This is a genomic window from Streptomyces sp. LUP47B (genome assembly GCF_001746295.1).
GTDB lineage: Bacteria > Actinomycetota > Actinomycetes > Streptomycetales > Streptomycetaceae > Streptomyces.
Genome location: NZ_MJAH01000019.1, coordinates 68342 through 84458 on the forward strand (window position 1 = coordinate 68342; position 16117 = coordinate 84458).

Here is a 16117-nt window from a genome sequence, read left to right on the forward strand (position 1 = left end):
GAGAGCGGCGGCGGTTCAGCCGCAAAGAACAGTCAGAAGAGCTTGCCCGGGTTCAGGATCCCCAGCGGGTCGAAGACGCCCTTCACCGCCCGCTGCATCTCCACCCCCACCGGGCCGATCTCACGCGCCAGCCACTCCTTCTTCAGCACGCCCACGCCGTGCTCCCCGGTGATCGTGCCGCCGAGTTCCAGCCCGAGGGCCATGATCTCGTCGAAGGACTCGCGGGCGCGCCGGGACTCGTCGGGGTCGGCCGCGTCGAAGCAGACCGTGGGGTGGGTGTTGCCGTCGCCCGCGTGGGCGACCACACCGATGGTGAGCTGGTACTTCTCGCCGATCCGCTCGGTCCCTTCGAGCATCTCGGCGAGCCGGGAGCGGGGCACGCACACGTCGTCGATCATCGTGGTGCCCTTGACGGCTTCGAGGGCGGTGAGGGACAGCCTGCGGGCCTGGAGCAGGAGTTCGGACTCGGCGGCGTCCTCGGCCGGGACCACCTGCGTCGCGCCCGCCGCCTCGCACAGCGCGCCGACCGCCGCGAGGTCGGCCGCCGGGTCCGTGGTGTCGAAGGCCGCGAGGAGAAGGGCCTCGGTGGCCTCCGGGAGTCCCATGTGCGCCAGGTCGTTGACGGCCTTGACCGTCGTACGGTCCATCAGTTCGAGGAGGGACGGCACGTGTCCGCCCTCCATGATCCGGCACACCGCGTCGCAGGCGGCGGCCCCGGAGGCGAACTCGGCGGCCAGCACCAGCTGCTCGGGCGGCTTCGGCCTGAGCGCCAGGACCGCCTGTACGACGATGCCGAGCGAGCCCTCGGAGCCGACGAAGAGGCGGGTCATGTCGTATCCGGCGACCCCCTTGGCGGTACGGCGGCCCGTGGACATGAGCCGCCCGTCGGCGAGGACGACGTCCAGTCCGAGGACGTACTCCGCCGTCACCCCGTACTTCACACAGCACAGCCCGCCGGACGCGGTGCCGATGTTGCCGCCGATCGTGCACATCTCCCAGCTGGAGGGGTCCGGCGGGTAGTAGAGACCGAGTTCGTTCACCGCGCGGGACAGGGTCGCGTTGACGACGCCGGGTTCGACGACGGCGATGCGGTCGACCGGGTTGATCTCCAGGATCCGGTCCATCTTCGTCAGGGACAGCACGATGCAGCCGTCGGAGGCGTTGGCCGCGCCCGACAGGCCCGTGCGGGCGCCCTGGGGGACGACCGGGACGCGCAGTTCGGTGGCGATGCGCATGACGTGCCGGACCTGCTCGACCGTGCGCGGCAGGACGACCACGGCGGGGGTGCCGGCCGGGCAGAAGCTCGCCATGTCGTTGGCGTAGGAGACCGTGACGTCCGGGTCGGCGAGGACGGCCTCGGCGGGCAGACCGCTCAGCAGACGGTCGACGAGGTTGCCGGTGACCTCGTCGCGGGGGGCTTCGATACGGCTCATGATCACAGCGTCGCACCGGGGGCCATCGGTGTGAACCCCACCAGCGCCGACTGCCGAGCGCCGGGGTGTGGTCGTCGTACTGACGCACAGTGAGCGCCATGGAGAACCAAGCCACGGAGAACCGCCGGGCCCGGCTGCACGGGCGTGTGGTGGCGGCCGCGGTCGCGGGCTGCGCGGTGCTCGGTACGGCGCTGATGCTGCTGCCCCCGGAGCGGACGGCGACCCGCTCGCCGGCCCCGGCCCCGGGTGCCCAGGCGCTGTCGGCGGTCGCCGCCGGGGTGCCGGTCGCGCTGCCCGACCTGGCGACGCTGATCGGCGATCGGGAGAGCCATCTGCGCCGGCATCCCGAGGACGCCGAGTCGTGGGCGGTGCTCGGGACGGCGTACGTCGAGCAGGCGCGGCGGACGGCCGACACGGCGTTCTACGCGAAGGCCGACGGCTCGCTGCGGACGTCCTTGCAGGTCCGCAGGAACGCGGCGGCCCTCGGTGGTCTGGCCGCCCTCGCGAACGCGCGCCGGGACTTCCGGACGGCGCTGACCTGGGGTGAGGCGGCGCGGAGCCTGGAGCCGAAGCGGTGGACGACGTATCCGGCGCTGATCGACGCGTACACGGGGCTCGGGGACTACAAGGCGGCTCATGCGGCGCTGGAGCGGCTGATGGAGCTGCGGTCGGGGCCGGCGGTGCGGGCGCTGGCGGCGGCCGTGTACCGGGACCGGGGCTGGCGCGAGGACGCGGCGGCCCAGCTGGCCGACGCGGCGGCGGGGGCGCGGACGCCGGCCGAGCGGGCCGAGTATCTGGAGCGGGCCGGGCAGCTCGCCTGGGAGCGGGGCGACCGCGAGGACGCGCTGCGGCACTTCCAGGAGGCGGTCCGTATCGACCCCGACCAGCGGGCCGCGCAGGCCGGGCAGGGGCGGGCCCTTGCGGCACTGGGCCGCACGACGGAGGCCCTGAACGCCTACCGGATGGCCCTCGCGAAGCAGCCGCTGCCGCAGTACGCCCTGGAACTGGGCGAGTTGTACGAGTCGCTGGGGCTCGGGCAGGCGGCCCGGGTGCAGTACGACCTGCTGCTGGCGAGGGTGCGGAGCGCCGCGGCGTCCGGGGCCGACGAGGAGCTGGTTCTCGGGCAGTTCGAGGCGGACCACGGTGACCCGGCTTCCGCCGTACGGCGGCTCAGGGCCGAGTGGCGACGGCAGCCGGGGATCGCGGTGGCGGACGCGCTGGGGTGGGCGCTGCACCGGGCGGGCGCAGACCGGGAAGCCCTGCGGTACGCCCGGATCGCGACGGACAGGGCACACGGGGGCGGGGTGCGCAGCGCGCTGTACGCCTATCACCTGGGCATGATCGAGCGGGAACTGGAGCAACCCGCCTCCGCGCGCCGGCATCTGCAGGAGGCCCTGCGGATCAACCCCTACTTCTCGCCAGCCCGGGTGCGGTCGGCGCGGGAGGCGTTGGCGGCGCTGGGGGACGTGCCGGACCAGGGCCTGCCGGCGGCGGACGCGAAGGCCGTGACGGACGCGAAGGCGGTGACAGTCCCCCCGGAGCGCCGGGGGGACCGGGGCTAATCCGGGGCTAGAGGTTGCCCCGCTTCTCCTGCTCTCGTTCGATGGCCTCGAACAGGGCCTTGAAGTTGCCCTTTCCGAAGCCCATCGAGCCGTGCCGCTCGATGAGTTCGAAGAACACGGTCGGCTTGTCCTGGACCGGCTTGGTGAAGATCTGCAGCAGATAGCCGTCCTCGTCGCGGTCGGCGAGGATCTTCAGCTCCCTGAGCGTGTCGACCGGGACCCGGGTGTCGCCGACCCACTCGCCGAGGGTGTCGTAGTACGAGTCGGGGGTGTCGAGGAACTGAACTCCCGCCGCCCGCATGGTCCGCACGGTCTGCACGATGTCGTTGGTGTTCAGCGCGATGTGCTGGACGCCCGCGCCGCCGTAGAACTCCAGGTACTCGTCGATCTGGGACTTCTTCTTGGCGACGGCGGGCTCGTTGATCGGGAACTTCACCTTGAGCGTGCCGTCGGCCACGACCTTCGACATCAGCGCGCTGTACTCGGTGGCGATGTCGTCGCCCACGAACTCCTTCATGTTCGTGAAGCCCATGACCTTGTTGTAGAAGCCGACCCACTCGTTCATCCGGCCGAGTTCGACGTTGCCGACGCAGTGGTCGACGGCCTGGAAGGTGCGGTGGGCGGGCGGTTCGACGATCGGGGCGGCCGCGGCGAAGCCCGGGAGGTAGGGGCCGTCGTAGCCCGTGCGCTCGACCAGGGTGTGGCGGGTCTCGCCGTAGGTGGCGATGGCGGCGAGGACGACCGTGCCGTGCTCGTCCTTCAGCTCGTACGGCTCGGCGACCGAGCGGGCGCCGTGCTCGAGGGCGTAGCTGTAGGCGCGGCGGGCGTCGGGGACCTCGATGGCGAGGTCGATCACGCCGTCGCCGTGCTCGGCCACGTGCTGGGCGAGGAAGTGGCCCCAGGGGGTGGCGGGCTTGATGACCGAGGTGAACACGAAACGGGCGGAGCCGTTCTCCAGCACGTACGAGGCGGTCTCGCGGCTGCCGTTCTCCGGTCCGGAGTAGGCCACGAGCCGCATGCCGAAGGCGGTCGAGTAGTAGTGCGCCGCCTGCTTGGCGTTGCCGACGGCGAAGACGACCGCGTCCATTCCCTTGACCGGGAAGGGGTCGGCCTGCCGGGCGGTGTCGGGAGTGTGGTGTGTGGTCTGCGTCATGTCCGAAGCCTGGCCCCGGTCTGCAAGGTGCGCAATAGTTTGCGTATTCACTGGGCAATCTGTTCAGCGATACGGCCGCTTCGGCGGCCTTTCTGTACAGGATGACCACTGTTCCGGGAGGTCTGCGTGGGGATCGACGAGCTGGACGGGCGGATCATCGTGCTCCTCGCGCGCGAGCCGCGGATCGGGGTGCTGGAGATGTCCCGGCGGCTGGGGGTGGCGCGGGGGACCGTGCAGGCGCGGCTCGACCGGCTTCAGTCGAACGGAGTCATCCGGGGATTCGGTCCGCAGGTCGATCCGGCGGCGCTCGGTTACCCGGTGACCGCGTTCGCCACGCTCCAGATCCGGCAGGGCCAAGGGGCCGACGTACGGGCGCACTTGGCGACCGTGCCGGAGGTCCTGGAGCTGCACACCACCACCGGCAGCGGGGACATGCTGTGCCGCCTGGTGGCCCGCTCCAACGCCGATCTCCAACGTGTGATCGACCGGGTTGTCGGCTTCGATGGGATCGTCCGGGCCGCCACCGCGATCGTGATGGAGAACCCCGTTCCGCTGCGGATCATCCCGCTGGTGGAGCAGGCGGCGGAGGACTCGGCGAGGACCTGACCGCGACCGTGGGGTGAGCCGTGTGAGCTTCTGGGAGTACCTCGGCAACCGCCACCAGCAGCTGCTCGCGGACGCCTGCCAGCACGCGAGCGTCGTCTTCCAGTGCATGGTGGTGGCGACGGTGATCGGGGTGCTGATCGGGGTCGTGACCTATGGGAGCGGGTGGGCGGGCAACCTCGCCACCACGGCCACCTCGACGATGCTGACCGTGCCCTCGCTCGCCATGATCGGTCTGCTCATTCCGGCCGTGGGCCTGGGCGTACCGCCCACGGTGATCGCCCTGACGCTGTACGGGCTGCTGCCGGTCGCGCGGAACGCGATCGTGGGGCTGCGCGGGGTCGATCCCTCGCTGGTGGACGCGGCCAAGGGCATCGGGATGTCCCGGGTGACGCGGCTGGTACGGGTCGAGCTGCCGCTCGCCTGGCCGCCGGTCCTGAGCGGGATCCGGGTCTCGACCCAGATGCTGATGGGCATCGCCGCGATCGCCGCCTACGCCTCCGGGCCCGGCCTCGGCAACGAGATCTTCCGCGGCATCGCCTCGCTGGGCAGCAGGAACGCGCTCAACCAGGTGCTCGCCGGCACGCTCGGGATCATCGTCCTCGCCCTGCTGTTCGATGCCGCGTACGTCGTCGTCGGACGGCTGACCATCGCGAGGGGGATCCGTGCCTGAGACGTCCGGCACCTCAGGTGCGTCCATCGAGCTGGAGAACCTGACCAAGAGGTATCCGGGCGCTGCGCGGCCCGCCGTCCACAACGTCACCATGGAGATCAAGGAGGGCGAGCTCGTCGTCCTCGTCGGGCCGTCCGGCTGCGGCAAGTCGACGACCCTCAAGATGATCAACAGGTTGATCGAGCCGACCGGTGGACGCATCCGGATCAACGGTGAGGACGTGACCGACGTCGATCCGGTCAAGCTGCGCCGCAGGGTGGGCTACGCGATCCAGTCGGCCGGTCTCTTCCCGCACATGACGGTCGCGCAGAACATCGCGCTCGTGCCGAAGATGATCGGCTGGGGAAAGGGCCGGATCAAGGACCGCGTGGAGGAACTGCTCGACCTCGTCGGGCTTGACCCCGGGGAGTTCCACGACCGCTATCCGCGCGGGCTCTCCGGCGGCCAGCAGCAGCGGGTGGGGGTGGCGAGGGCGTTGGCGGCCGATCCGCCCGTCCTGCTGATGGACGAGCCGTTCGGTGGGCTCGACCCGATCACACGCGACCACCTCCAGGACGAGCTGATCAGGCTCCAGCACGAGCTGCGCAAGACGATCGTCTTCGTCACCCATGACTTCGACGAGGCGATCAAGCTCGGTGACCGGATCGCCGTCCTGCGCGAACGGTCCCACATCGCCCAGTTCGACTCCCCCGAGGCCATCCTGACCAACCCGGCGGACGACTATGTGTCCGGTTTCGTCGGGGCGGGGGCGGCGCTGAAGCGGCTGAACCTCACCCGCGTACGGGAAGTGGGGATCACCGACTGTCCGACCGTGACCGTCGACGACCCCGTCCAGGAGATCCTCCACAAACTCCGGGGCAGCGGCACGAACGAGATCCTGCTGCTCGACAGGCGCGGACGGCCGTACAAGTGGCTGCGGCGCGGCGACATGATGCGCGCCAAGGGGTCACCGGCCCGGGCCGGGACGCCGGTGAGCGACACGGTGTCCATGGACGCGACGCTGCGGGACGCGCTGGAGGCCGTGCTGACCGACGACGCGGGGCGGGTCGCGGTGACCGGGCCGAGCGGTGAGTACGCGGGTGTCGTCGACATGGAGACGCTCATGAACTCCGTGCGCCAGCTTCTGCAGGCCGACCGGCTGAAGGCCGGGGAGCACCAGCACACGCTGGAGGAGATCCGGGCCGCCCGGACGCACGCCGAGCAGGAGGGTGCCGACGGAGAGGAGAAGACGGCGTGACGGCCCCCGAGCTGGAGACGCCGGAGACCGTCGAACCGGTAAGGACCGTCGAACCGGAAGAGACCGAGGCCGCCCCTCCCTCGCCGAAGTGGCCCGAGGGGCGGGTGACCTGGCAGAAGCTGACCTTTCTGCCCGCGTTCCTCATCGCCGTCCTGCTCGCGACCTGGCTGTGGTTCGAGCAGGCCGACCTGGACCCGGTCTCCGCGAACGCGCTGTCCGACGGGCAGGTGTCCAAGGCCCTGTGGCAGCAGGTGGAGCTGACGGCGATCTCGACGTTCTTCGTGCTGATCACCGCGATCCCGCTGGGCATCGTGCTGACCCGCAAGGCCTTCCGGAAGGCGCGCCCGGTGACGACGGCGCTCGCCCACACGGGCCAGGCGACCCCGGCGATCGGCCTGCTGGCCCTGCTGGTGATCTGGCTGGGCACGGGCATGAAGGCAGCCCTGATCGGCATGGTCGCCTACGCCGTCCTGCCGGTCCTGTCGAACACCATCGCGGGCCTGAAGGCGAACGATCCGACCCTGCTGGAGGCGGCGCGGGGCATCGGAATGTCGTCCATGGGAGTGCTGTCACATGTCGAACTCCCGCTGGCCGTCCCGCTGATCCTCGCAGGCGTCCGCACGGCCCTGGTCCTCAACGTCGGTACGGCGACCCTCGCGACCTTCGGCGGGGGCGGCGGGCTGGGTGTCCTGATCACCACCGGCATCACCACCCAGCGGATGCCGGTGCTGATGCTCGGCTCGATCCTCACGGTGACACTGGCCCTGCTGGTCGACTGGCTGGCCTCGTTGGCCGAACTGATGCTCGGGCCACGGGGGTTGGGGGCGGGGAGGAGAAGCGGAACGTTCGTGAGGTAGGGGTTGGCCGTCGCCGGTACGGGGTTACAAAGAACCTGTTGCAAAGGAGTCTTTGCAACGCTATCTTTGTATGCATGCCGGAAGAGCCCAACGTACGGAAACTCGACGCCCGTTCACTGCGCGGGCTGGCGCATCCTCTGCGGATGCAGCTGCTGGACGCCCTCCGCCACGGCGGTCCCGCCACCGCGTCCCAACTCGCCGAGAAACTGGGCGAGTCGAGCGGCGCAACCAGCTACCACCTGCGCCAGCTGGCCGCGCACGGCTTCGTGGAAGACGCCCCGGAGCGCGGCAAGGGGCGGGAGCGCTGGTGGAAGGCGGTCCACAAGGGTCTGAGCTTCGACGACGCCCTGCTCACGGACAGCGATCCGGCCGTGCGCGGAGCCGCCGACATGTACCTCCATGAGGTCGCGACCGCCCAGATCCAGAACCTCTCCAACTGGCTGGGCGACCGCGCCACCTGGCCCGAGGACTGGAACCGCGTCTGGGACATGAGCAGCGCGACGCTACGGCTGACCCCCGAGCTGACCAAAGAACTCATCGAGAAGATGCATGCCCTGGTCGACACCTATCGCGACCGGCCCACCACCGGAGACAACGCGGCCCAGGTACGCATCCACACGCACGCCTTCCCGATCACCACGGACTGAAAGGGCCCCGCCATGCACCCCGAGACCCACCTCGCCCAGCACCACCTCCGTGCCACCGACCTCCGTGCCGAGGCCGACGCCCACCGCCTCGCCGCTCAGGCCAAGCGGCCGTACGCCATCAGGACCCGGCTCGGCTGGACCCTGGTGGAAGTGGGACTCCGGCTGGCCTCGCCCCGGCCGGTCCTCGCGCACTAGCAGGCGGGGACGGATCCCTTACCCGACTCCAGTGCGGTCAGCGCATTCACCGCCCCCTTCAGGGACGTCACCGGGATCAGCCGCAGCCCCTTAGGCAGCTCCGCCTTCGCGTCGGAGCACTCCTCCTCGGGGACCAGGAACACCGTCGCCCCGTCCCGCTTCGCGGCCTGCGTCTTCAGAGCCACGCCGCCCACCGCGCCGACCGTCCCGTCCGCGTCGATCGTCCCCGTCCCGGCGATGGTGCGGCCGCCCGTGAGGTCGCCCCCGGCGCCGTTGCCGTTCAGCTTGTCGATGATCCCCAGGGTGAACAGCAGGCCGGCGCTCGGCCCGCCGACGTCCGCGAGCTTCAGCGTGACCTTGACCTTGTCGTCGCCGAGCTTCAGATAGTTCAGCGCCGCCTCGGTCGCCGCGTCCTGGGACTCCTTCATCTGCGCGGTGTTGTGCTTCTCGATCTCCTGGACACTCTGCCCGCTCGGGTAGACCGCGTCGTGGGGCATGACCGCCCGGTCGGTGCGGAACCAGCTGTCGAAGATGTCACCGAGCGCGACATGGGTGTCGGGCCCGGTCGCCTCGATGGTCGTCATCCGCAGCTGCCCGCTCGTCGTACGCGTCTTCGCCCCGGAGATCGTGATCACCTCCGCGCCCTTGTTCTCGCCGAGGACGTTCGCCGTCATCCCGGGCTGCGCCAGTGCGAACGGCAGCGGCGCGAAGAGGGCCGTGGCGACCAGTGCCACGACGGGCAGGGCACAGACGGCGACGGCCTGGGGGCGCGTGAGGCGAGAGAGCACGGGATCAATCTAACGTGGCGGTCACTTCCGGCCATGAGCCGGTCAGCCCCGTACAGATCCCGTCTCGCGCGCGTGAAGCACCGCAGGACGTCCGGCAGCGGTTCGACGCCGATGCCGGGCGTCCGCGGTGATGTCCTCCGCGAAGTAGCGGGCGGAGGGGCGCGGCCGATTCCCGTCTCCAGCATGCCGCCGCACCACACCGGCACGCCGTGCGCGCGGGCTTGATGTTCAAGCACGTGGGCATGTCGACCCACGGCGACCGCACCCACCCAGGGGCGCGGGGAACTGCGCGACCAGCCCCCACCGGACCCGCGGTCGCCGACGAACTCGCACCGCACCGCTCAGCGCAACGCCTCCGCAACCTCCCGCGCCGCGTCCACCACCCGCGGCCCCACCCGCTCCGGCACCGCGTCGGCCAGCATCACGACCCCCACGCTGCCCTCCACCCCGGTGACCCCGAGCAGAGGAGCGGCCGCCCCACTGGCCCCGGCCTCCAGCTCGCCGTGCGTCAGCATGTACCCCGGCTCCCCGAACCCCTGTTGCCGCGCCGCGAGAATCGCCCGCCCCGCCGCCCCACGGTCCAACGGATGCCGGAACCCCGCCCGATACGCCACGTGATAGTCCGTCCACGTGGGCTCCACGACGGCCACGGCCAGTGCCTCGGCCCCGTCCACCAGGGTGAGGTGTGCCGTCGCCCCGATGTCCTCCGCGAGCGAGCGCAGCGCGGGCAGCGCGGCCTCCCGTACCAGAGGATGCACCTGCCGCCCGAGTCGCAGTACGCCCAGGCCCACCCGGGCACGCCCGCCCAGGTCACGCCGGACGAGGGCGTGCTGCTCCAGCGTGGCCAGCAACCGGTACACCACGGTCCGGTTCACACCCAGTTTGTTGGAAAGCTCGGTGACGGTGAGCCCGTGGTCCGTGTCGGCCAGGAGCTTGAGGACACGCAGTCCCCGGTCAAGCGTCTGAGAGGTCTCCGCGGTCACGACGCCCACTCCTCCAAGTGGTGAGGTCGGCGGGCCTCTCACGGCAGATGCGTCACCGAGTCCCGTCGGCAACGCGCTTCAGAGGCCGCCGATCGGCCGGCGGCCCGGTCTGTTTCCGGGCCGCGTCGCTTCACGGCTGCGCTCCGCGGCGGCGCTGCCACGGGGCGTGTGCGTAGCGGGACAGTAGCGAAGCGGGTTCGCTCAGCGGAAGCCTCCGTCCAGAATCCGGGCAGACGCCGGTACGGACCACTCCGTTTGTCCTGATACGTACGGTCCGATGCGCGCGGCCAGAGACGTGTGCGGCCGGATGCGTGCGGTCAGACACGTACGACCCGTCGCCGCGAGACGACCGGCGCCCCGCGTCACCGCATCCGGGTGGCCCACTCCTGCACCTTGGCGATCCGCTGCCGCAGCTGCCCGGCCGTGGCCTCGGCACTCGGCGGCCCACCGCACACCCGGCGCAGCTCGGTGTGGATCACCCCGTGCGGCTTGCCGCTCTGGTGGACGTAGGCACTCACCATCGTGTTGAGCTGCTTGCGCAGCTCCATCATCTCCTTGTGCGAGACGACGGGCCGCCGCTCGGCGGGCAGCTCGAGGAGGTCCGCCTCGCTGTCCGGCTTCTTACGGCTGTGCGCGATCTGGCGGGCCTGCCGCTTCTGGAGCAGCAGCTGCACCTGATCCGGCTCCAGGAGACCGGGGATCCCGAGGTAGTCCTGTTCCTCCTCGCTCCCCGGGTGCGCCTGCATGCCGAACTCGGCACCGTCGTAGAGGACACGGTCGAAGACGGCCTCGGACTCCAGCGCCTCGAAGGCGAACTGCTCCTGCTCGCCGGTGTCCTCGTCCTCCTCCTTGTTCGCCTCCTCCATCTCCTTCTCGGACTCGGCGTAGGGGTCCTCCTCGCCCTCCTTCTTCGGCTTGTCGAGGGCGTGGTCCCGTTCCACCTCCATCTCGTTGGCGAAGGTCAGGAGGTCCGGGACGGTCGGGAGGAACACGGAGGCGGTCTCACCGCGCCGCCGGGACCGTACGAAACGACCGACGGCCTGGGCGAAGAAGAGCGGCGTGGAGATGGTGGTGGCGTAGACGCCCACGGCGAGGCGGGGCACGTCGACGCCCTCGGACACCATGCGGACGGCGACCATCCACCGGTCGTTGCTCGCGCTGAAGTCGTCGATCCGCTTGGACGCGCCGGCGTCGTCGGACAGGACGAGGGTCGCCTTGTTGCCCGTGATCTCGCGGATCAGCTTGGCGTACGCGCGCGCGGAGTCCTGGTCGGAGGCGATGACGAGGGCGCCGGCGTCCGGGATGGCCTTCCTGACCTCGGTCAGCCGCTGGTCGGCGGCGCGCAGGACGCTCGGCATCCACTCACCGCGCGGATCCAGGGCCGTACGCCAGGCCTGGCTGATCGCGTCCTTGGTCATGGGTTCGCCGAGCCGGGCGGCGATCTCGTCGCCCGCCTTGGTCCGCCACCGCATCTGGCCGCTGTAGGAGAGGAAGATGACGGGCCGCACGACATGGTCGGCCAGCGCGTTCCCGTACCCGTAGGTGTAGTCGGCGGCCGACCGCCGGATGCCGTCGTTGCCCTCCTCGTACGCCACGAAGGGGATGGGGTTGGTGTCGGACCGGAAGGGCGTACCGGTGAGCGCGAGCCGGCGGGTGGCGGGCTCGAAGGCCTCCAGGCACGCCTCGCCCCAGGACTTGGAGTCACCGGCGTGGTGGATCTCGTCGAGGATGACGAGGGTCTTGCGCTGCTCGACCCGGTTGCGATGGAGCATGGGCCGTACGCCCACACCCGCATAGGTGACGGCGACACCGTCGTAGTCCTTACCGAGCGGCCCGGCGCTGTACTCGGGATCGAGCTTGATCCCTATCCGTGCCGCCGCCTCGGCCCACTGCTTCTTCAGATGCTCGGTGGGCGCGACGACCGTCACCTGCTGCACGACATGGTGGTGCAGCAGCCAGGAGGCGAGGGTGAGGGCGAAGGTCGTCTTGCCCGCGCCGGGGGTCGCGACGGCCAGGAAGTCACGCGGCTGCTCCTGGACGTACTTGTCCAACGCACCCTGCTGCCAGGCACGCAGCTTGCTGGCGGTACCCCAGGGGGCCCGGCCGGGGAAGGCGGGTGAAAGGTGGTGGGAGGAGGCGGCGGTGGTAGTCACGGTCTCCGTAGGTGGGGTCGGGCGGCTCGGCGGTGTCTTCGGCGTGTATGACGACCGGGTCACCCTACCGGCGGCCCGGCGGTATCGACGCGCACACGGGGCCGGGGCGGCCGCGGGTGGGACCGAGGTCACATCGCATCGTGCAGCGCCCGCAGGCGCGGGGCGATCAGCCCCACGTCCTCCAGACTTCCGGCCGCCACTTCGATGACCAGCTCGTACGCCTCGTACCGAAGTCAGGCATGCGTCCGCAACCGCGTAGTCACCCACGCCCCCACCAACGCCACCCCCGCCATCGGCAGGAACACCACGGCGAACGCGGCCGGATGGGAGCCGGACGCCTCCGTCGCCGTATGACTCACCGTGCCGCCGCCCAGCGCCGCGAAGGCCGCACCCCCCGCCGCCAGCAGGACGGCGTTGGAGAGGCCGTCGGAGATCTGGAGGGAGGCGGAGTTGGTGCCGGCCTCCTCGGGGGCGGAGAGATGCAGCAGAAGCACACTGGTCGAGGAGATCACCAGCCCCATACCGAAGCAGCCGAAGCCCCAGGCGACGGCGACGGTCCAGACGGGGACGGAGTGGATCAGCACGCTCGGCGCGGCGGCGATCGCGGCCGCGACCAGGACCATCCCCCCGGTCATCAGCCGTTCCCGGTACGGCTCCACCCGCGCCCGCGACTGCACCCACGACCCCAGGGCCCATGTACCGCCGCCCGCCGCGAGCGAGAACCCGGCCAGCGTCGGCGACAGCCCCCGCTGGGTGACCAGCATCAACGGCACGAAGGACTCGGCGGCGACGAAGGAGCCCGCGGAGACCCCGCGCAGCAGCACGACGGAGGGCAGCCCGCGCGCCGCCCGGTACGTGCCCCGCGGGAGCAGCCCGAGCACGGCCGGCACGAGCAGTGCGACGCCCGCGAGGCCGGGGAGCAGGGAGAGGGGACGCAGATCCTGGGCGGCGTACTGGAGGAGCCCGGCGCCCAGGGAGATCCCGAGGGCGAGCCGGATGCGGCGACGGTCGAAGGAGGCCTGTCCGTGGTTGTCGTCGACCGGCCCGGACGCCCGCCGCCGTATCTGCGGCAGGGCGAGCACCAGCGGAAAGACCACCAGCACCGGAATCCCGACGAACACCCACCGCCACCCGAGCTGCTCGGTCACGGCCCCGGCCGCGAGCGGCCCCACGATCGAGGGCACGACCCAGCCCGCGGCGAACGCCGCCATGATCGCCGGCCGCAGCCGCTCCGGGTAGGCCCGCCCGACGACGACATACAGCGCCACGATGACGAGCCCGCCGCCGAATCCCTGCACGGCCCGCCCGAGAATGAACTGCCACATCGCCCCGGCCGTCCCGGACAACAGCAGCCCGGCACCGAACCCGGCGATCCCGGTGGCCAACGCCCCGAGCGGCCCCCGCCGATCCGCCCACTGCCCGGCGAGCACCATCCCGAACAGGCTGGTGGTGAAGTACCCGGAGAACGCGAACGCGTAGAGCGCCACCCCGTCCAACTCCCGTGCGGCAACCGGCATGGCCGTCCCGACAGCCGTGGCCTCGAACGCGATGAGCAGCACCACGGACACGATGCCGATACTCAGCGCCCGGTACGAACGCCCCAGTACCCCTTCCTCCACCTCGTTGACGGACAGGACCTCAGAGTCTTCGGTGACACCGGCGTCACGCGGTTCCAGGACTGCCATGCCCGTCAGAGTAAGGCCCACAGCCCCCGTTGACCCCTGTCAAAAGCCCGCCTGCCCCTGAGACCTTGGTCGTACGACCACGGCCGGCCGGGCCCGGTTCATGAACGGCGTATGGCAGTCCCGTTGCAGCACCCAGGAAACCCTTGAGCCTCCCCGCACCCTCGCCATACGGTCGCATCACAGCGTTCGGAACGAGCACCTCGCTCAACCCGACCCGGCCGTGTGCCCGAGTGGCTCAGGGACTCGCCTGCAAAGCGAGTTACGCGGGTTCGATTCCCGCCACGGCCTCAACTGCCTGATCAGGCAGAACAAAAGGGCGGCTTCCCATCGGGATGCCGCCCTTTCGGCAGTCCGTCTCAGTTCCCGTCTCAGTTGAGGTCGCTGCAGACGAGAACACTCATGATCACTTCCGGCAGCACACCGAGCCTCCGCCGAGCGTGACGAGCGCCGCCACGATGTCCCACCTATTGGCGACCGCCGCGAGCAGCACCACGATCACGAACGTGACGTCGACCGCGCGAGCGAAGGGCGGGCCGTTCAAAACCGGCAGCGTCAGGGCCGCCGGGAAGGGGAGCGCGCTACCGCCCGGAAACATATTTCGGGTACGGTCATGGAGAGATGTCATCGCTTACCTGTCTGGGTACGTGACCTCACGGCGGGGGGAACCTCAGCACTTAGCTTGCCGGCATGACTGAGGTGCCTCCCGTCGACCAGGGTGGCCGTTGAGGTCCCGCTGAGCATACCGCGATCAGCCGAGCCCCTAAGGCCGTTGAACCACAACATCTAGTAGGTCAGGGCCTGTTAGGGCACTACATGTTGTGGAGATCGTGATTTCTGAGTTCCTGACCAGGACCTTCTCGACACTCCCCGTGACTGTCCTACGGACGGCAGTCTCCCTGATCAGATTTCCAGATCAGCGTGTCGACCTGCTCGGCCACGTGGCTGCGAACCGAATCCACCATGTGCTGATATCTCGCGGCCATGGCGGTCGTCGACCACCCCATAAGGCCCATGACGGCCCGTTCCGGGACACCAAGGATCAGCAGAACCGTCGCGGCCGTGTGGCGGGCGTCGTGAAGGCGCCCGTCTCGAACGTTCGCCTCCGTAAGGAGTGCCTTCCACTCGGTCCAGTCCCGGCGGTGGGACGGGCTACGGCCGTGCTCATCGGGGAAGACCAAGCCGTTCTCCTCCCAGCGCTTCCCGGCCGCTTCCCTCTCCGCTTCCTGCGCCTTGAGGTGCGCACGGAGTAGGTCAACAAGCTGTTCAGGGAGACCGACGGCGCGGCGGCCGGCGCGCGACTTGGTGACGGTCAACTCCGGGTTCGTCCGTCGCTTCTGCGGGCAGTACCCGGCGGCCTTACGTCCGCAGGGCTCGGTGCACCCGTGGGCGTATTGCGGCCGGTGGCGGCTACGGCGGACCACAAGAAAGCCACCGTCAAGGTCCACGTCCACCCACTGCAATCCCAGCACCTCGCCTTGACGCAGACCGAGCGCGAGCGCGACGGCCCACCGTGCGGAGTTGCGGTGCTGGTCAGCGGCCTTCAACAGCCGCTGCACCTCTTGGACGGTGTAGGGCTCTACCTCGTGATCCCCCGTTTTCGGCGCCTTGGCCAACAGCACCGGGTTCTTGCCGAGATGCCCCCGCCGTACAGCCTCGTTGAGCGCGGCGCGGAAGGTCCGGTGCACCTGGTGAGCGGTCGCGGGCTTGCTGCCGTTGGCCTGCATCTTGGCGTAGAACACCTCGATGTGCTCGGGCTTCAACCTGTCGAGACGGTGAGCGCCCAAGCCTGGAATGAGGTGCTTCCGCACGGCAACGCCGTACCCGACCATCGTGTTGTCGTTGACGGCGAGGGGCGCGACGTTCTCAATCCAGTGGGTTAGCCAGGCCTTGACCGTCCATGCCTTGCCGGGCTTACGCACGGTCTTGGCGTCTCGCTGCTTCTCCAACTCGGCTACGGCGGTCGTCACTTCGGCGCGAGTCTTGCGTTCGACGTGACGGCGGTCCGGCGTGCCGCCGTCGCGGACGCCGACGGTGACGCGGCCGTGCCATTTGCCGTCTTTTCCGAAGTAGATCGAGCTTCGGCCGTTCGGCTGTCGGGTGCGCTTCTTCTTGTCCTCTGCCACAGGCAGGCTCCTGTTTCTTGCGTGT

15 protein-coding genes and 1 tRNA gene are annotated in these 16117 nt (G+C 70.1%); 8 read left to right on the plus strand and 8 right to left on the minus strand.

The window, feature by feature from the left end; translation table 11 throughout:
- Positions 1–32: 32 nt before the first annotated feature.
- Entirely contained in the window at positions 33–1439 is a 1407-nt protein-coding gene (locus BFN33_RS40875; protein ID WP_069765289.1) for an FAD-binding oxidoreductase, read from the minus strand.
- Between the two features lie 92 nt (positions 1440–1531).
- Here BFN33_RS40875 and BFN33_RS40880 point away from each other — a divergent pair, with 92 nt between their 5' ends.
- Positions 1532–2995 carry a tetratricopeptide repeat protein gene (locus tag BFN33_RS40880; RefSeq protein WP_069765290.1) on the plus strand — a complete coding sequence of 488 codons (1464 nt, stop codon included), beginning with the start codon at positions 1532–1534 and terminating at the stop codon, positions 2993–2995.
- Between the two features lie 7 nt (positions 2996–3002).
- On the opposite strand, the gene hppD is transcribed toward BFN33_RS40880, so the two are convergent.
- Complete coding sequence (hppD, locus tag BFN33_RS40885; protein WP_069765291.1) at positions 3003–4148, minus strand: 4-hydroxyphenylpyruvate dioxygenase; 1146 nt, start codon at positions 4146–4148, stop codon at positions 3003–3005.
- 126 nt (positions 4149–4274) lie between these two features.
- Between hppD and BFN33_RS40890 the strand changes: the two genes are divergently transcribed.
- The 6 genes from BFN33_RS40890 to BFN33_RS40915 all read left to right on the plus strand — a co-directional run bounded on the left by BFN33_RS40890 (position 4275) and on the right by BFN33_RS40915 (position 8360).
- Positions 4275–4754 (plus strand): Lrp/AsnC family transcriptional regulator, encoded by a 480-nt coding sequence (locus tag BFN33_RS40890; RefSeq protein ID WP_057610843.1) that lies wholly within the window; start codon positions 4275–4277, stop codon positions 4752–4754.
- Positions 4755–4776: 22 nt separating this feature from the next.
- Entirely contained in the window at positions 4777–5424 is a 648-nt protein-coding gene (locus tag BFN33_RS40895; protein ID WP_069765292.1) for an ABC transporter permease, read from the plus strand.
- Complete coding sequence (locus BFN33_RS40900) at positions 5417–6661, plus strand: betaine/proline/choline family ABC transporter ATP-binding protein (RefSeq protein ID WP_069765293.1); 1245 nt, start codon at positions 5417–5419, stop codon at positions 6659–6661. The genes BFN33_RS40895 and BFN33_RS40900 overlap by 8 nt, the downstream gene beginning before the upstream one ends.
- On the plus strand, positions 6658–7518 hold the full coding sequence (locus BFN33_RS40905; RefSeq protein WP_069765294.1) for an ABC transporter permease: 861 nt from the start codon (positions 6658–6660) through the stop codon (positions 7516–7518). Before BFN33_RS40900 ends, BFN33_RS40905 begins: the two co-directional genes overlap by 4 nt.
- Positions 7519–7592: 74 nt before the next feature.
- Positions 7593–8165 (plus strand): transcriptional regulator, encoded by a 573-nt coding sequence (locus tag BFN33_RS40910; RefSeq protein ID WP_069765295.1) that lies wholly within the window; start codon positions 7593–7595, stop codon positions 8163–8165.
- A gap of 12 nt (positions 8166–8177) precedes the next feature.
- Positions 8178–8360, plus strand: a complete 183-nt coding sequence (locus tag BFN33_RS40915; RefSeq protein ID WP_069765296.1) for a hypothetical protein — start codon at positions 8178–8180, stop codon at positions 8358–8360.
- Here the strand turns inward: BFN33_RS40915 and BFN33_RS40920 are convergent.
- The 4 genes from BFN33_RS40920 to BFN33_RS40935 all read right to left on the minus strand — a co-directional run bounded on the left by BFN33_RS40920 (position 8357) and on the right by BFN33_RS40935 (position 13969).
- Complete coding sequence (locus tag BFN33_RS40920; protein ID WP_069765297.1) at positions 8357–9148, minus strand: S16 family serine protease; 792 nt, start codon at positions 9146–9148, stop codon at positions 8357–8359. The two genes, BFN33_RS40915 and BFN33_RS40920, sit on opposite strands and share 4 nt — an antisense overlap.
- A gap of 341 nt (positions 9149–9489) precedes the next feature.
- Positions 9490–10131 carry an IclR family transcriptional regulator gene (locus tag BFN33_RS40925; protein ID WP_031041623.1) on the minus strand — a complete coding sequence of 214 codons (642 nt, stop codon included), beginning with the start codon at positions 10129–10131 and terminating at the stop codon, positions 9490–9492.
- Positions 10132–10493: 362 nt separating this feature from the next.
- The gene (locus BFN33_RS40930) at positions 10494–12284 is read right to left on the minus strand and encodes a DEAD/DEAH box helicase (RefSeq protein ID WP_069765298.1); all 1791 of its coding nucleotides are present in this window, start codon (positions 12282–12284) and stop codon (positions 10494–10496) included.
- A gap of 233 nt (positions 12285–12517) precedes the next feature.
- Entirely contained in the window at positions 12518–13969 is a 1452-nt protein-coding gene (locus BFN33_RS40935; protein WP_069765299.1) for an MFS transporter, read from the minus strand.
- Positions 13970–14185: 216 nt separating this feature from the next.
- Here BFN33_RS40935 and BFN33_RS40940 point away from each other — a divergent pair.
- A tRNA-Cys gene (locus tag BFN33_RS40940) sits at positions 14186–14257 on the plus strand.
- A gap of 115 nt (positions 14258–14372) precedes the next feature.
- Here BFN33_RS40940 and BFN33_RS53475 read toward each other — a convergent pair.
- A complete protein-coding gene (locus BFN33_RS53475) occupies positions 14373–14510 on the minus strand; it encodes a hypothetical protein (RefSeq protein WP_176742599.1) in 138 nt (45 codons plus the stop codon).
- A 337-nt stretch (positions 14511–14847) separates the two neighbouring features.
- Positions 14848–16092 (minus strand): site-specific integrase, encoded by a 1245-nt coding sequence (locus BFN33_RS40950; protein WP_069765301.1) that lies wholly within the window; start codon positions 16090–16092, stop codon positions 14848–14850.
- Between the last annotated feature and the right edge of the window lie 25 nt (positions 16093–16117).

Bases quoted from the DNA above. Each gene is read 5' to 3' on its own strand.
- hppD (WP_069765291.1), bottom strand. From the start codon at position 4,148: ATGACGCAGACCACACACCACACTCCCGACACCGCCCGGCAGGCCGAC.
- BFN33_RS40880 (WP_069765290.1), top strand. From the start codon at position 1,532: ATGGAGAACCAAGCCACGGAGAACCGCCGGGCCCGGCTGCACGGGCGT.
- BFN33_RS40935 (WP_069765299.1), bottom strand. From the start codon at position 13,969: ATGGCAGTCCTGGAACCGCGTGACGCCGGTGTCACCGAAGACTCTGAG.
- BFN33_RS40915 (WP_069765296.1), top strand. From the start codon at position 8,178: ATGCACCCCGAGACCCACCTCGCCCAGCACCACCTCCGTGCCACCGAC.
- BFN33_RS40910 (WP_069765295.1), top strand. From the start codon at position 7,593: ATGCCGGAAGAGCCCAACGTACGGAAACTCGACGCCCGTTCACTGCGC.